This is a genomic window from Veillonella sp. VA139, from assembly GCF_003992005.1.
Taxonomy (GTDB): Bacteria; Bacillota; Negativicutes; order Veillonellales; family Veillonellaceae; genus F0422.
In genome coordinates, this window is the sequence record NZ_RQVL01000005.1 from 1 (window position 1) to 12,481 (window position 12,481).

Below are 12,481 nucleotides of genomic sequence, written 5' to 3' on the forward strand. Positions count from 1 at the left end.
ACAATCACTGGTCGTGGTACAGTAGCAACTGGCCGTGTAGAACGTGGTCAAATCAACGTTGGTGACGTAGTAGAAATTGTAGGTCTTCAAGAAGAACCATCCAGCACTACAGTTACAGGTCTTGAAATGTTCCGTAAAATCTTGGAATCTGCAGTAGCAGGTGACAATGTAGGTGCATTGCTTCGCGGTATCGACCGTAAAGACATCGAACGTGGTCAAGTATTGGCTAAACCAGGTTCTATCAAACCTCACACTAAATTCAAAGCAGAAGTATACGTGTTGACAAAAGAAGAAGGTGGCCGTCATACTCCATTCTTCTCCAACTACCGTCCACAATTCTACTTCCGTACAACTGACGTAACTGGCGTTATCAACTTACCAGAAGGTACAGAAATGTGTATGCCTGGTGATAACATCACTATGAACATCGAGCTTATCACTCCAATCGCTATTGAAGAAGGTTTACGTTTCGCGATCCGCGAAGGTGGCCATACAGTAGGCGCTGGTGTTGTTACAGCTATCGAAGAATAATCTAACTGAAAGATTATCTATATAAACCGTGCAATCAAGGAGCGGCAAACATGCCGCTCTTAGGTTGTGTATAAACTATGATATAGAAGGTTGCCCTCGCGAGGGAGAATTTCTATGGAGCAGTTCATTCTGGAAATGGACGAAGGGAGATATATAACAATGGCAAAACAACAAAAAATCCGTATTCGCTTGAAAGCATATGATCACAAAGCATTGGATCAAAGTGCTCAACGTATTGTAGACGTTGCAAAACGCAATGGCGCATTGGTTTCTGGACCAATTCCATTGCCTACAGAAAAAAATATTTTCACGATTCTTCGTTCTCCACATGTTAACAAAGATTCCCGTGAACAATTCGAAATGCGTACACATAAACGCTTAGTAGAAATTATTGAACCAAATTCGAAAACAGTAGATGCAATCACTCGCTTAGATTTGCCAGCTGGTGTATCTATTGAAATAAAATTATAAGAAATAAGGAGGTGCGATTATGTCTAAAGCTATTTTGGGTAAAAAGTTAGGAATGACTCAAGTCTTCACAACTGAAGGCAAACTAGTTCCTGTCACTGTAGTGGAAACTACACCTAGCGTAGTAGTGCAAGTAAAAACTGTTGAATCCGACGGTTACAATGCAGTACAGCTTGGTTACGGTTCCATTAAAGAAAAACATTTAACTAAACCTGTAAAAGGCCAGTTCGATAAAGCCGGCGTAGCGCCAGTTAAATATCTTCGTGAACTTCGCCTTGCTGAAGCAACTGATTACACAGTGGGCCAAACTCTGGCAGCTGATATCTTCGCAGAAGGTGAGCTAGTAGATGTTGTGGGTACAGGTAAAGGTAAAGGTTTCGCTGGTACAATCAAGCGTCATAACTTTAGCCGTGGTCCTGAAACTCATGGTTCCAAATCTCATCGTGAACCAGGTTCCATCGGTCCAATGATCTCCGGTGGCGGCGGTAAAGTATTTAAAGGTAAAAAACTTCCTGGACAAATGGGTGGTGGCAGAGTTACTGTACAACGTCTATCTGTTGTAAAAGTTGATACTGAACGTAACCTTTTATTAATCAAAGGTGGCATCCCTGGTGCTAAAGGTAGCCTAGTGATGGTTCGCAACACAGTAAAACCTGTTAAATAACTAATTGTCGAAAGGAGGATACATAATGCCAACAGTAACTAAATACAACATGTCCGGCGCTAAAGTCGGCGAAATCCAGTTGAATGATGCAGTATTCGGTGTTGAAGTAAACGCTGCTGTTATGCATCAAGCCGTAGTTCGTCAACTATCTAACGAACGACTTGGTACACATGCAACTAAAACTCGAGGAGAAGTACGCGGTGGCGGTAAAAAACCTTGGAGACAAAAAGGTACAGGCCGTGCTCGTGCTGGTTCTAGCCGTTCCCCAATTTGGGTAGGTGGTGGTATCACTTTTGGTCCACAACCACGTAGCTACTATAAAGCTATGCCTCGTAAAGCTAGACGTTTAGCAGTTAAATCTGCATTATCTGATAAAGTAAATAACAGCGAATTGTTCGTAATCGACGAATTGAAATTAGCTGCACCAAAAACTAAAGAAGTATTAAATATTCTTAACAACTTCCAAGTAGGTGACGCAAAAGTTCTTTTCATCACTGACGGTGATGTAAATGTGGAATTATCCGCTCGTAACATTCAAGGTGTGAAAGCGCTTCCATACACGAACATCAATATCTTCGATTTATTGCATCACGACAAACTCTTCATCGCTGAAGGTGCTATTGCAAAAATTGAGGAGGTGCTTGGATAATGAACAAATTTGATGTATTAATTCGTCCAATCATTACAGAAAAAACAACTTTGTTAATGCAAGAAAACAAATACACTTTCCAAGTTCCTTTGACTGCGAACAAAGTAGAAATCCGTAAAGCTGTTGAATCTATCTTCAACGTAAAAGTAGAAAAAGTAGCCACTATCCGTGTATTAGGAAAAACTAAACGCATGGGTCGCACAATGGGTAAACGTAGCGATTACAAAAAAGCTATCGTAACATTGAAAGCTGGCGAATCTATTGAATTATTTGAAGGTGTATAAGAGTCTAGTAAGGAGGCCCAATAATGGCAATTAAATCATTTAAACCGTACTCCGCTGGTCGTCGGTTTATGACAGTGTCTGCCTTTACTGAAATTACAGCAAGCAAACCTGAAAAATCCTTGCTCGCAAAAGTAACTTCTAAAGGTGGTCGTAATAACACTGGTAAAATGACAGTACGTCATCAAGGTGGCGGTCATAAACGTCAATACCGTATTATTGACTTCAAACGTACTAAAGATAATATCCCAGCTCGCGTAGCTACAATCGAATACGATCCTAACCGTAGTGCTCGTATTGCATTGTTAAACTATGCAGATGGCGAAAAACGTTATATCATTGCTCCACATGGTCTTAAAGTGGGTGATGTAGTTTACTCCGGTCCTGAATCCGATATTAAACCAGGTAACGCGTTACCATTGGCTAATATTCCATTGGGTACTCAAGTACACAACATCGAAATGAAAATCGGTAAAGGCGGACAAATCGTTCGTTCTGCTGGTACTTCCGCTCAATTAATGGCGAAAGAAGGCAACTACGCATTACTTCGTTTACCATCTGGTGAACTTCGTCGTGTACGTGTAGAATGCCGTGCTACAGTAGGTGTTGTATCTAACATTGACCATGAAAATATCACTATTGGTAAAGCTGGTCGTCAACGTTGGAAAGGCATTCGTCCTGGCAACCGCGGTGTTACAATGAACCCTTGTGACCATCCACATGGTGGTGGTGAAGGTAAATCTCCAGTTGGTCGTAAACATCCTGTTACACCTTGGGGTAAACCAGCTCATGGCGTTAAAACTCGCAACAAGAAAAAAGCTTCTAGCAAGTTAATCGTTAAACGTCGTACAAAATAGGATATAGGAAGGAGATATAACAGTGTCCAGATCAATTAAAAAAGGCCCTTTTGTAGCAGAATCTCTTCTGAAAAAAATTGATGCCTTAAATGAAACTAATGATAAAAAAGTAGTAAAAACCTGGTCCCGTGCATCTACTATTTTCCCACAATTTGTAGGCCATACGATTGCTGTGCATGATGGTCGCAAACATGTACCTGTATTCATTACAGAAGATATGGTAGGTCATAAATTAGGTGAATTCGCTCCTACACGTACTTATAAAGGTCATGGTAAGGACGAAAAAACTACAGGCAGAAAATAGGAGGATTTAACATGGAAGCAAAAGCAATCGCTAGACATATTCGTATTGCGCCTCGTAAAATCCGCATCGTTGCAGATTTAGTGCGCGGTAAAAACATCGGCGAAGCATTTGCCATCTTGAAGTTTACTCCGAAAGTTGGCGCCGATGTAGTAACTAAAGTTTTGACATCTGCTATCGCAAATGCAGAACACAATTTTGACATGAATGTAGAAAATCTTTATGTGTCTGAGATCTTCGTTGATCAAGGTCCAACAATGAAACGCATTCATCCTCGTTCCCGTGGACAGGCTTTCAAAATTTTGAAACGTTCTAGCCACGTAACAGTAGTTGTTAAAGAAAGAGCTTAATCGAAGGAGGGAAACAGAGTGGGTCAAAAAGTAAATCCACATGGCTTGCGTGTTGGTATCGTAAAAGATTGGGACGCAAAATGGTATGCTGATAAAGATTTCGCATCTAACCTTCATGAAGACGTAAAAATTCGTACCTTCTTGAAGAAAACACTTTTCATTGCTGGTATTTCCCGCATTGAAATTGAGCGTACAAACAAACGTATTAAAGTAACTATCCACACAGCTAAACCAGGTATGGTTATCGGTAAAGGTGGACAAGGTATTGAAGATATCCGTAAAGAATTGAAACGTTTTACAGATAAACAAATCGATGTAAACATTGCTGAAATTAAACAAGTAGACATGGAAGCTCAACTTGTTGCTGAAAGCATTGCTGGACAATTGGAACGCCGTGTAAGCTTCCGTCGTGCAATGAAACAAGCAGTAGGTCGTACTATGCGTTTAGGCGCTAAAGGTATCAAAGTAATGGTATCCGGTCGTCTTGGCGGTGCGGAAATCGCTCGTAGCGAATCCTACCGTGAAGGTTCCATTCCACTTCACACACTTCGTGCAAATATCGACTATGCAACAGCAGAAGCACATACAACATATGGTTGCATCGGTATTAAAGTATGGATCTACAAAGGTGAAGTGTTGCCAGAAGCTAAACAAACATCTAAAAAGGAAGAAGGTGACAACTAATGCTAATTCCAAAGCGCGTAAAACATCGTAAACAATTCCGTGGTCGTATGAAAGGCCGTGCAATGCGTGGTAACAAAGTTGCTCATGGTGATTTCGGTTTAGTAGCATTAGAGCCATCTTGGATCACAAACCGTCAAATCGAAGCAGCCCGTATTGCTATGACACGTTACATTAAACGTGGTGGTAAAGTTTGGATTAAAATTTTCCCTGATAAACCAATCACTGCAAAACCAGCAGGCGTTCGTATGGGTTCTGGTAAAGGTTCTCCAGAAAAATGGGTAGCAGTAGTTCGCCCAGGACGTGTAATGTTTGAAATGAACGGCGTACCAGAAGTAGTGGCTCGTGAAGCTATGCGTCTTGCAAGCCATAAACTTCCAATCAAAACTAAGTTCGTTGTTAAGGGTAAAGAATTGGGTGGTGACGTAAATGAAGGTTAATGACATTCGCAATTTGAGCGCTGCCGAGTTGAACACTAAAGTTTCCGAATTGAAAGAAGAGTTGTTTAACCTACGTTTTCAACTCGCTACTGGTCAATTAGAAAATCCAATGCGTATCCGTGAAGTTAAGAAAACTATCGCTCGTATCAAAACTGTACAACGAGAAGAAGAAATTAAAGGTAACGCATAATAACAAATTTTGTTTGGATTGAATAGGAGGCTTAAAGTCGTGGCAGAAGTAAGAAATGTACGAAAAGCACGTGTAGGTAAAGTTGTAAGCAACAAAATGGACAAAACAGTTGTTGTACAAATCGATCGTAAAGTACCTCACGAATTATATAGCAAGCCAATGGTAACAAGCAAACGTTTTAAAGCTCATGATGAAAATAACGAATGCTTAGTTGGCGATATCGTAAAAATCGTAGAAACTCGTCCATTATCTAAAGATAAACGTTGGAGAGTTGTAGAAATTATTGAAAGACAAAAATAATCAGTGATGTAAGGAGGAAAAGTCATGATCCAGCAACAAACAATTTTGAATGTTGCCGATAACACTGGTGCGAAACGCATTATGTGCATCCAAGTGATGGGCGGTTCTTACCGTAAATTTGGCAATATTGGTGACGTAATCGTTGCTTCTGTAAAAGATGCATCACCCGGTGGCGTTGTCAAGAAAGGCGACGTTGTAAAAGCCGTTATTGTTCGTTCAAAAAAAGGCATCCGTCGTCAAGATGGTTCCTATATCCGTTTCGATGAGAACGCTGCTGTAGTTATTAAAGACGACAAAAGCCCTCGCGGAACTCGTATTTTCGGACCTGTAGCAAGAGAACTTCGTGAAAAAGACTTCATGAAAATTATCTCCCTTGCTCCAGAAGTGTTATAAGAAGGAGGAGCTCAACATGTCCCAAAAACTACATGTTAAAAAAGGTGATACAGTTGTTGTTATCTCCGGCAAGGAAAAAGGTAAACAAGGCGAAATCATCGCTGTTGATATCAAAAAAGAACGAGTAACTGTAAAAGGTCTTAACCTAGTTAAGCGTCATACAAAACCTAGCCAAGCGAACCCTCAAGGTGGCATCATTGAAAAAGAAGGTACAATCCATGTATCCAACGTAATGGTGTTAGATCCTGAACAAAAAGTTCCAACTCGTACTAAAAAAGTTGAGGAAAATGGTTCTTTCGTTCGTGTAGCTGTTAAAAGTGGCGCTAAACTTTAATTGATAAGGAAAGGAGGTCTTTTACAAAATGTCTCGTTTACAAGAAAAATATACTTCTGAAATTAAGAAGGCTTTACAAGAGAAATTCCAATATGGCAACGTAATGGAAATTCCTAAATTAGAAAAAATCGTAATCAATATCGGCGTAGGCGATGCTGTTGGTAACTCCAAAGCATTGGACGCAGCTGTTAAAGATTTAGAAATTATCGCTGGTCAAAAACCAGTTGTAACTCGCGCGAAAAAATCCATTGCGAACTTCAAAGTTCGTGAAGGCATGCCTCTTGGCACAAAAGTAACTCTTCGTGGCGAACGCATGTATGAATTCCTCGATAAATTGATTAATGCGGCATTGCCTCGCGTGCGTGACTTCCGTGGTATCAGCGCTAAAGCGTTTGATGGTCGTGGTAACTATGCATTAGGCCTAAAAGAGCAATTAATCTTCCCTGAAATCGAATACGATCAAGTAGAACGAGTAACAGGTATGGATATTATCTTCGTAACAACAGCTAAGACTGACGAAGAAGCTCGTGAATTATTGGCACAATTCGGCATGCCTTTTGAAAAATAATTAGGAGGAAACGATAGATGGCTAAAAAATCTATGATCGAACGTGAGAAAAAACGTGCACGTATCGTTGCAAAATATGCAGCAAAACGCGAAGCGTTAAAAGCAGCAGGCGATTACGAAGGTTTATCCAAATTACCTGCCAACGCATCCCCAACACGCTTGCACAACCGTTGCAACTTAACAGGTCGTCCTCATGGTTATATGCGTAAATTCGGTATTAGCCGTATTGCGTTCCGTGAATTGGCGTACAAAGGACAAATCCCTGGCGTGAAAAAAGCTAGTTGGTAATAGGATAACGAGAGGAGGTTTTTAGAAGATGGTAATGACAGATCCGATTGCGGATATGCTGACTCGCATCCGTAATGCAAACTCTGCACTTCATGAAACAGTTGAAATCCCTGCTTCTAAAATGAAGGCTGCTGTTTTAGCTATCCTTAAAGACGAAGGTTTCGTTAAGGAAGTTGAAACAATTGAAAATGAAAAACATGCTACTTTAAAAGTAACATTGAAATATGGTTCTAATAATGAAAAAGTAATTACCGGTATTAAACGTATCTCTAAACCAGGCCTACGTGTATACGCGAAAAAGGAAGAACTTCCTCGCGTACTTGGTGGTTTAGGTATCGCAGTTATTTCTACATCTAAAGGCATTATGAGTGACAAACAAGCTCGTAAAGAAGGTTTAGGTGGCGAAGTAATCGCTTACGTTTGGTAATCATAGCAATAGGAGGTAGAAAGAATGTCACGTGTCGGTAGAATGCCTATCGAGATCCCAGCTGGCGTAACAGTATCTCAAAACGAGAATACGTTAACAGTTAAGGGTGCAAAAGGTGAATTAACTCGTACTTTCCATCCGGATATTAACATTGCTGTTGAAGAAAATGTAATCACAGTAACTCGTCCTAGCGATGGAAAAGAACACCGTTCTCTACACGGTTTAACTCGTGCTCTTGTTGCAAATATGGTAACAGGCGTACATGAAGGCTTTACTAAAACTTTAGAAATCAATGGCGTTGGTTACAGAGCGGCTAAGCAAGGTAACAAACTTGCTTTAACATTGGGCTTCTCCCATCCAGTAGAGATGGAAGCTCCTGCTGGTATTACAATCGATGTCCCAGCTCCTAATAAAATCGTTGTTTCTGGTGCTGACAAAGAAGTTGTTGGTGCAGTAGCAGCTGATATTCGTAAATGGAGAAAACCAGAACCTTACAAAGGTAAAGGTATCCGTTACGAAGGCGAAGTTGTTCGTCGTAAAGCAGGTAAAGCTGGCGCTAAAGGTAAGTAATAACAGTTTACATTAGAAAGGAGTGGACATCTTGGCAGGAACATCCAAACGCAAAATTGCTCGTGCAAAACGTCATTTACGTTTACGTCGTCACATTTCCGGTACGGCTGCACGTCCTCGCTTGAACGTATTCCGTTCTTTAAGCAATATTTATGCTCAAGTCATTGATGACGTAGCTGGCAAAACATTAGTATCTGCTAGCTCTCAAGATAAAGAATTAAATCTTTCCTACGGCGGTAACGTAGCTGCTGCTAAAGCAGTTGGTGAAGCTGTTGCGAAAAAAGCAATTGCTGCAGGTATCGATACAGTAGTATTCGACCGCGGTGGTTACATTTATCATGGTCGTGTAGCAGCCCTTGCAGAAGGCGCTCGTGAAGCAGGCTTAAAATTCTAAGAAGGAGGAACTATAGACATGGCAAGAATTGATTACACAACTCTTGATCTTAAAGAAAGAGTAGTATTCATCAACCGCGTAGCCAAAGTTGTTAAAGGTGGTCGTCGTTTTTCCTTCAGCGCCCTTGTAGTTGTTGGTGACGGCAACGGTCATGTAGGTGTTGGCTTAGGTAAAGCTGCGGAAGTACCTGATGCAATCCGTAAAGGCATTGATGATGCTAAGAAAAACCTTATTCATGTTGTTATTAAAAATGGTACAATCCCTCATACAGTTACAGGGACATTCGGCGCAGGTCGCGTATTCTTGAAACCAGCTGCAGAAGGTACTGGAGTTATCGCTGGTGGCCCAGTTCGTGCCGTATTGGAATTAGTTGGTGTTCGTAATATCTTAACTAAATCCTTAGGATCTTCTAATCCTAACAACATGGTTCGCGCAACACTAGAAGGTTTAGCTCAATTAAAACGAGCTCAAGACGTGGCGGCACTTCGTGGCAAAACTCTTGAAGAAATTTACGGTTAATAAGGAGACCAATAATGGCACAAGTTAAAGTAACATTAACAAAAAGCTTAATCGGTCGTCCTGCAGATCAACGTGCGACTGTTAAAGCTCTTGGATTGAAAAAAACTAACTCCCAAGTAGTGAAAGAAGTGACACCTCAAATCGAAGGTATGCTTCACAAAGTTAGACATTTAGTAAAAGTAGAAGAAGTATAATAGATAAGGAGGTGCACGAATGAAACTTCATGAATTAGCTCCGGCTGCAGGTTCCAAAAAAACTCGTACTCGTGTAGGTCGTGGTCTTGGATCCGGTTTAGGTAAAACTTCCGGTCGTGGTCAAAAAGGTCAAAACTCTCGTAGTGGTGGCGGTGTGCGCACTGGCTTCGAAGGTGGCCAAATGCCTCTTTATCGTCGTTTACCAAAACGTGGTTTCAAAAATATCTTTGCACTTCAATATGCAGAAGTTAATGTATCTCAATTGAATTGTTTCGAAGACGGTGCAACTGTAGATCCAGTAGCTCTTATTGAAGCTGGTATTTTGAAAAACGTACGTGATGGTATCCGTATCCTTGGTAACGGAACTTTAGAACGTAAATTAACTGTTATCGCTAACGGCTTTACAAAATCTGCAGTAGAAAAAATCGAAGCAGCAGGTGGAAAAGTAGAGGTGATCTAGGGTGCTAGATAGCCTCTTGAACATCACAAAAGTAACGGAATTACGCAACAAAGTAGTCTATACATTACTTATGTTCATTGTCTTTCGCTTAGGTATCCATATCCCGGTACCTGGCGTAGAGGCATCTGTTATTGAAAGCTTATTCACCAGTGGTAACCTATTTGGTTTACTAGATTTGTTCGCCGGTGGTGCGTTAAGTAAATTCTCTATCTTTGCAATGAGTATTACACCTTATATCAACGCATCGATTATCATGCAATTGTTAGGGGCTGTAGTACCAACATTTGAAGCATGGAGTAAAGATGGAGAAGAAGGGCGTAAAAAAATTGCAAAAGTAACACGTTATGGCACAGTGATCCTTGGCTTTATCCAAGCCTTTGGTATGACCTATGCACTACGTGCAAGCAATGCGCTTATAGACAATAGCTTCATGTCTGTTATTTTGATTTCTATCATCCTTACAGCAGGCACATGTCTGTTGATGTGGGTGGGGGAACAAATTACAGCTCATGGCATAGGTAATGGTATTTCACTCATTATCTTTGCTGGTATCGTAGCACGATTCCCTGATGGGGTTCAAACTATATACCAATACCTACAAGTAGGTACAATTAATGTATTTCAAGCGATTCTATTTGCTATCATCGCGGTAGCTATGATCGTTCTTGTAATTGCTGTGACACAAGGCCAACGTCGTATCCCTATCCAATACGCTAAACGTGTGGTAGGACGAAAAATGTATGGTGGTCACTCAACATTCCTGCCTTTGAAAGTCAATCAAGCAGGGGTTATCCCAATTATCTTTGCGTCATCCATATTGATGTTCCCAGCTACATTGGCACAATTTGTACAAGTACCTTGGGTACAAACTGTAGCAAGTTATTTCCAATGGGGAACGCCGATACAAACAATTTTGTATGCTGTATTGATTTTATTTTTTACATACTTCTATACAGCTATCTCAATCAATATTACGGATATGGCAGATAATATGAAAAAACACGGTGGTTTTATCCCAGGTATTCGCCCAGGAAAACCGACTGCTGACTATGTAGACCGAGTAATGACTCGAATTACACTAGTAGGTGCATTTTTCTTAGCTTTCGTTGCAATCTTGCCGAATATGATAGGTGGATTGACAGGCATTCAAGGTGTGTACTTTGGTGGTACAGCACTACTCATCGTAGTGGGCGTAGCATTAGATACAATGCAACAAGTAGAATCTTTAGTATTAACACGCCAATATAAGGGCTTTGTGAAATAGGAGATTATGATATGTATATTTTATTAATGGGACCTCCAGGTGCTGGTAAAGGCACGCAGGCAGCTCGTCTGATTGAAAAATATGGTATCCCTCAAATTTCTACAGGTGACATGTTCCGTGCCGCTGTAAAAGAATCTACTCCATTAGGATTAGAAGCTAAGAAATATATGGATGCTGGACAACTTGTTCCAGATAGCGTTACCATTGGCATCGTTCGTGAACGCTTGTCCAAGGATGACTGTAAACAAGGTTTCATTTTAGATGGCTTCCCTCGAACTACAGCACAAGCTGTTTCCTTGGATGCGATTTTAAAAGAAATGAATATCGTTCTTGATGCTGTACTTAATTTGAGTGTTCCATCTGAAGAGTTGGTTCGACGCATCAGTGAAAGAGCACGTCTTGAAAATCGTGATGATGACAAACCGGAAACAGTACAGAAACGTCTTGCTGTATACGAAGAGTCTACTAAACCATTGATCGATTACTACCGTAATAGCGGTCAATATGTAGAAATCAACGGCTTACAGGATGTGGACACAGTATTTGCAAATATCGTTACGGCTTTGGAGAAATAATCAATGATTATTTTTAAATCGCCCGAAGAAATTGAGCATATCCGAAAGGCATCTCAACTGACAGCAGCGACGTTAACCGAGCTTGCTAAACTAGTAAAGCCGGGCGTATCAACGCTTGAGTTAGACCAATTTGCCGAAGAATATATTCGTAGTCATGGAGGAATTCCAAGCTGCATTGGTTACTATGGGTATCCAGCAACTATCTGTGCTTCCGTAAATCATGAAGTAGTACATGGGATTCCTAGCGCATCTCGTATACTCAAAGATGGTGATGTCATCAGCATCGATTTAGTATCATCTATTGATGGATATCATGGAGATTCTGCGATTACTGTTCCAGTAGGAGAAGTAAGTCCTAAAGTATATGCATTGCTAAAGGTTACAGAAGAATGTCTCTTTAAAGGGATTGAACAAGCTGTAGCGGGTAATCATATAGGAGATATTTCCCATGCAGTACAATCTCATGCAGAACGTCATAGATATGGCGTTGTGCGAGACTTTGTAGGACATGGTTTAGGAAAAAACATGCATGAAGATCCACAAGTTCCAAATTATGGTACTAAGGGCAAAGGTCCAGAACTTAGACCAGGAATGGTCATCTGTATTGAGCCAATGATTACTATGGGGACGCACAAAGTAAGAGTGCTTGAAGACAACTGGACAGCGGTTACAATGGACCGTAAGCCGGCTGCTCACTTTGAACATACCATTGCCATTACTGAAAATGGTACAGAAATTCTTACTATGCGTGATACACCGAGGTTAATACAATAACCAGTAACCG

25 protein-coding genes are annotated in these 12,481 nt (G+C 40.8%); all 25 read left to right on the top strand.

Features of this window, described 5'->3' with window-relative positions:
- The coding region (locus tag EO125_RS03440) for an EF-Tu/IF-2/RF-3 family GTPase (RefSeq protein ID WP_240630428.1) at positions 1 to 531 on the top strand (531 nt) is incomplete at its 5' end.
- 159 nt (positions 532 to 690) lie between these two features.
- Positions 691 to 1,002 (top strand): 30S ribosomal protein S10, encoded by a 312-nt coding sequence (gene rpsJ, locus EO125_RS03445; protein ID WP_009353924.1) that lies wholly within the window; start codon positions 691 to 693, stop codon positions 1,000 to 1,002.
- Positions 1,003 to 1,021: 19 nt separating this feature from the next.
- Positions 1,022 to 1,663, top strand: a complete 642-nt coding sequence (gene rplC / locus EO125_RS03450) for a 50S ribosomal protein L3 (RefSeq protein ID WP_009353879.1) — start codon at positions 1,022 to 1,024, stop codon at positions 1,661 to 1,663.
- Between the two features lie 25 nt (positions 1,664 to 1,688).
- Positions 1,689 to 2,312: a 50S ribosomal protein L4 gene (gene rplD, locus EO125_RS03455; protein ID WP_009353880.1), complete on the top strand. Its 624-nt coding sequence runs from the start codon at positions 1,689 to 1,691 to the stop codon at positions 2,310 to 2,312.
- Positions 2,312 to 2,596, top strand: coding sequence for a 50S ribosomal protein L23 (gene rplW / locus EO125_RS03460; protein ID WP_126939416.1), 285 nt, complete (start codon positions 2,312 to 2,314; stop codon positions 2,594 to 2,596). The genes rplD and rplW overlap by 1 nt, the downstream gene beginning before the upstream one ends.
- A gap of 23 nt (positions 2,597 to 2,619) precedes the next feature.
- Positions 2,620 to 3,450: a 50S ribosomal protein L2 gene (gene rplB / locus EO125_RS03465; RefSeq protein ID WP_127147687.1), complete on the top strand. Its 831-nt coding sequence runs from the start codon at positions 2,620 to 2,622 to the stop codon at positions 3,448 to 3,450.
- Between the two features lie 22 nt (positions 3,451 to 3,472).
- Positions 3,473 to 3,754 (top strand): 30S ribosomal protein S19, encoded by a 282-nt coding sequence (gene rpsS / locus EO125_RS03470; protein ID WP_126938380.1) that lies wholly within the window; start codon positions 3,473 to 3,475, stop codon positions 3,752 to 3,754.
- A gap of 11 nt (positions 3,755 to 3,765) precedes the next feature.
- On the top strand, positions 3,766 to 4,101 hold the full coding sequence (gene rplV / locus EO125_RS03475) for a 50S ribosomal protein L22 (RefSeq protein WP_126939415.1): 336 nt from the start codon (positions 3,766 to 3,768) through the stop codon (positions 4,099 to 4,101).
- Positions 4,102 to 4,119: 18 nt separating this feature from the next.
- Positions 4,120 to 4,785 (top strand): 30S ribosomal protein S3, encoded by a 666-nt coding sequence (rpsC, locus tag EO125_RS03480; RefSeq protein ID WP_127147688.1) that lies wholly within the window; start codon positions 4,120 to 4,122, stop codon positions 4,783 to 4,785.
- Positions 4,785 to 5,222: a 50S ribosomal protein L16 gene (gene rplP, locus EO125_RS03485; protein WP_009353916.1), complete on the top strand. Its 438-nt coding sequence runs from the start codon at positions 4,785 to 4,787 to the stop codon at positions 5,220 to 5,222. The genes rpsC and rplP overlap by 1 nt, the downstream gene beginning before the upstream one ends.
- Positions 5,212 to 5,412, top strand: coding sequence for a 50S ribosomal protein L29 (rpmC, locus tag EO125_RS03490; protein WP_009353915.1), 201 nt, complete (start codon positions 5,212 to 5,214; stop codon positions 5,410 to 5,412). Before rplP ends, rpmC begins: the two co-directional genes overlap by 11 nt.
- A gap of 39 nt (positions 5,413 to 5,451) precedes the next feature.
- On the top strand, positions 5,452 to 5,712 hold the full coding sequence (rpsQ, locus tag EO125_RS03495; protein WP_009353932.1) for a 30S ribosomal protein S17: 261 nt from the start codon (positions 5,452 to 5,454) through the stop codon (positions 5,710 to 5,712).
- Between the two features lie 24 nt (positions 5,713 to 5,736).
- Positions 5,737 to 6,105 carry a 50S ribosomal protein L14 gene (gene rplN, locus EO125_RS03500; protein WP_009353930.1) on the top strand — a complete coding sequence of 123 codons (369 nt, stop codon included), beginning with the start codon at positions 5,737 to 5,739 and terminating at the stop codon, positions 6,103 to 6,105.
- Positions 6,106 to 6,121: 16 nt separating this feature from the next.
- Positions 6,122 to 6,439: a 50S ribosomal protein L24 gene (gene rplX, locus EO125_RS03505; protein WP_126939413.1), complete on the top strand. Its 318-nt coding sequence runs from the start codon at positions 6,122 to 6,124 to the stop codon at positions 6,437 to 6,439.
- A gap of 28 nt (positions 6,440 to 6,467) precedes the next feature.
- Complete coding sequence (gene rplE, locus EO125_RS03510; protein WP_127147689.1) at positions 6,468 to 7,007, top strand: 50S ribosomal protein L5; 540 nt, start codon at positions 6,468 to 6,470, stop codon at positions 7,005 to 7,007.
- A 17-nt stretch (positions 7,008 to 7,024) separates the two neighbouring features.
- Positions 7,025 to 7,294: a 30S ribosomal protein S14 gene (gene rpsN / locus EO125_RS03515; protein WP_126938385.1), complete on the top strand. Its 270-nt coding sequence runs from the start codon at positions 7,025 to 7,027 to the stop codon at positions 7,292 to 7,294.
- 28 nt (positions 7,295 to 7,322) lie between these two features.
- A complete protein-coding gene (rpsH, locus tag EO125_RS03520) occupies positions 7,323 to 7,721 on the top strand; it encodes a 30S ribosomal protein S8 (RefSeq protein WP_009353887.1) in 399 nt (132 codons plus the stop codon).
- A 24-nt stretch (positions 7,722 to 7,745) separates the two neighbouring features.
- On the top strand, positions 7,746 to 8,291 hold the full coding sequence (gene rplF / locus EO125_RS03525) for a 50S ribosomal protein L6 (RefSeq protein WP_009353919.1): 546 nt from the start codon (positions 7,746 to 7,748) through the stop codon (positions 8,289 to 8,291).
- A 31-nt stretch (positions 8,292 to 8,322) separates the two neighbouring features.
- The gene (gene rplR / locus EO125_RS03530; RefSeq protein ID WP_126939411.1) at positions 8,323 to 8,685 is read left to right on the top strand and encodes a 50S ribosomal protein L18; all 363 of its coding nucleotides are present in this window, start codon (positions 8,323 to 8,325) and stop codon (positions 8,683 to 8,685) included.
- An 18-nt stretch (positions 8,686 to 8,703) separates the two neighbouring features.
- Positions 8,704 to 9,204, top strand: a complete 501-nt coding sequence (gene rpsE / locus EO125_RS03535; protein ID WP_009353893.1) for a 30S ribosomal protein S5 — start codon at positions 8,704 to 8,706, stop codon at positions 9,202 to 9,204.
- Between the two features lie 14 nt (positions 9,205 to 9,218).
- Complete coding sequence (gene rpmD, locus EO125_RS03540; RefSeq protein WP_009353936.1) at positions 9,219 to 9,398, top strand: 50S ribosomal protein L30; 180 nt, start codon at positions 9,219 to 9,221, stop codon at positions 9,396 to 9,398.
- Between the two features lie 19 nt (positions 9,399 to 9,417).
- Positions 9,418 to 9,858, top strand: coding sequence for a 50S ribosomal protein L15 (gene rplO, locus EO125_RS03545; RefSeq protein WP_127147690.1), 441 nt, complete (start codon positions 9,418 to 9,420; stop codon positions 9,856 to 9,858).
- Position 9,859: 1 nt separating this feature from the next.
- Positions 9,860 to 11,122 (top strand): preprotein translocase subunit SecY, encoded by a 1,263-nt coding sequence (gene secY, locus EO125_RS03550; RefSeq protein WP_127069344.1) that lies wholly within the window; start codon positions 9,860 to 9,862, stop codon positions 11,120 to 11,122.
- 11 nt (positions 11,123 to 11,133) lie between these two features.
- Positions 11,134 to 11,697 (top strand): adenylate kinase, encoded by a 564-nt coding sequence (locus tag EO125_RS03555; RefSeq protein ID WP_009353894.1) that lies wholly within the window; start codon positions 11,134 to 11,136, stop codon positions 11,695 to 11,697.
- Between the two features lie 3 nt (positions 11,698 to 11,700).
- Positions 11,701 to 12,471, top strand: a complete 771-nt coding sequence (gene map, locus EO125_RS03560) for a type I methionyl aminopeptidase (protein ID WP_127147691.1) — start codon at positions 11,701 to 11,703, stop codon at positions 12,469 to 12,471.
- The last annotated feature ends 10 nt before the right edge of the window (positions 12,472 to 12,481 follow it).

Coding starts and splice junctions, on each gene's coding strand:
- rpmC (WP_009353915.1), top strand. CDS start 5,212: ATGAAGGTTAATGACATTCGCAATTTGAGCGCTGCCGAGTTGAACACT.
- rplD (WP_009353880.1), top strand. CDS start 1,689: ATGCCAACAGTAACTAAATACAACATGTCCGGCGCTAAAGTCGGCGAA.
- rpsH (WP_009353887.1), top strand. CDS start 7,323: ATGGTAATGACAGATCCGATTGCGGATATGCTGACTCGCATCCGTAAT.
- rplC (WP_009353879.1), top strand. CDS start 1,022: ATGTCTAAAGCTATTTTGGGTAAAAAGTTAGGAATGACTCAAGTCTTC.
- rplX (WP_126939413.1), top strand. CDS start 6,122: ATGTCCCAAAAACTACATGTTAAAAAAGGTGATACAGTTGTTGTTATC.
- rplE (WP_127147689.1), top strand. CDS start 6,468: ATGTCTCGTTTACAAGAAAAATATACTTCTGAAATTAAGAAGGCTTTA.
- rplF (WP_009353919.1), top strand. CDS start 7,746: ATGTCACGTGTCGGTAGAATGCCTATCGAGATCCCAGCTGGCGTAACA.
- rpsE (WP_009353893.1), top strand. CDS start 8,704: ATGGCAAGAATTGATTACACAACTCTTGATCTTAAAGAAAGAGTAGTA.
- rplP (WP_009353916.1), top strand. CDS start 4,785: ATGCTAATTCCAAAGCGCGTAAAACATCGTAAACAATTCCGTGGTCGT.
- rpsJ (WP_009353924.1), top strand. CDS start 691: ATGGCAAAACAACAAAAAATCCGTATTCGCTTGAAAGCATATGATCAC.
- rplW (WP_126939416.1), top strand. CDS start 2,312: ATGAACAAATTTGATGTATTAATTCGTCCAATCATTACAGAAAAAACA.
- EO125_RS03555 (WP_009353894.1), top strand. CDS start 11,134: ATGTATATTTTATTAATGGGACCTCCAGGTGCTGGTAAAGGCACGCAG.
- rplB (WP_127147687.1), top strand. CDS start 2,620: ATGGCAATTAAATCATTTAAACCGTACTCCGCTGGTCGTCGGTTTATG.
- rplV (WP_126939415.1), top strand. CDS start 3,766: ATGGAAGCAAAAGCAATCGCTAGACATATTCGTATTGCGCCTCGTAAA.
- map (WP_127147691.1), top strand. CDS start 11,701: ATGATTATTTTTAAATCGCCCGAAGAAATTGAGCATATCCGAAAGGCA.
- rplO (WP_127147690.1), top strand. CDS start 9,418: ATGAAACTTCATGAATTAGCTCCGGCTGCAGGTTCCAAAAAAACTCGT.
- rpsN (WP_126938385.1), top strand. CDS start 7,025: ATGGCTAAAAAATCTATGATCGAACGTGAGAAAAAACGTGCACGTATC.
- rplN (WP_009353930.1), top strand. CDS start 5,737: ATGATCCAGCAACAAACAATTTTGAATGTTGCCGATAACACTGGTGCG.
- rpmD (WP_009353936.1), top strand. CDS start 9,219: ATGGCACAAGTTAAAGTAACATTAACAAAAAGCTTAATCGGTCGTCCT.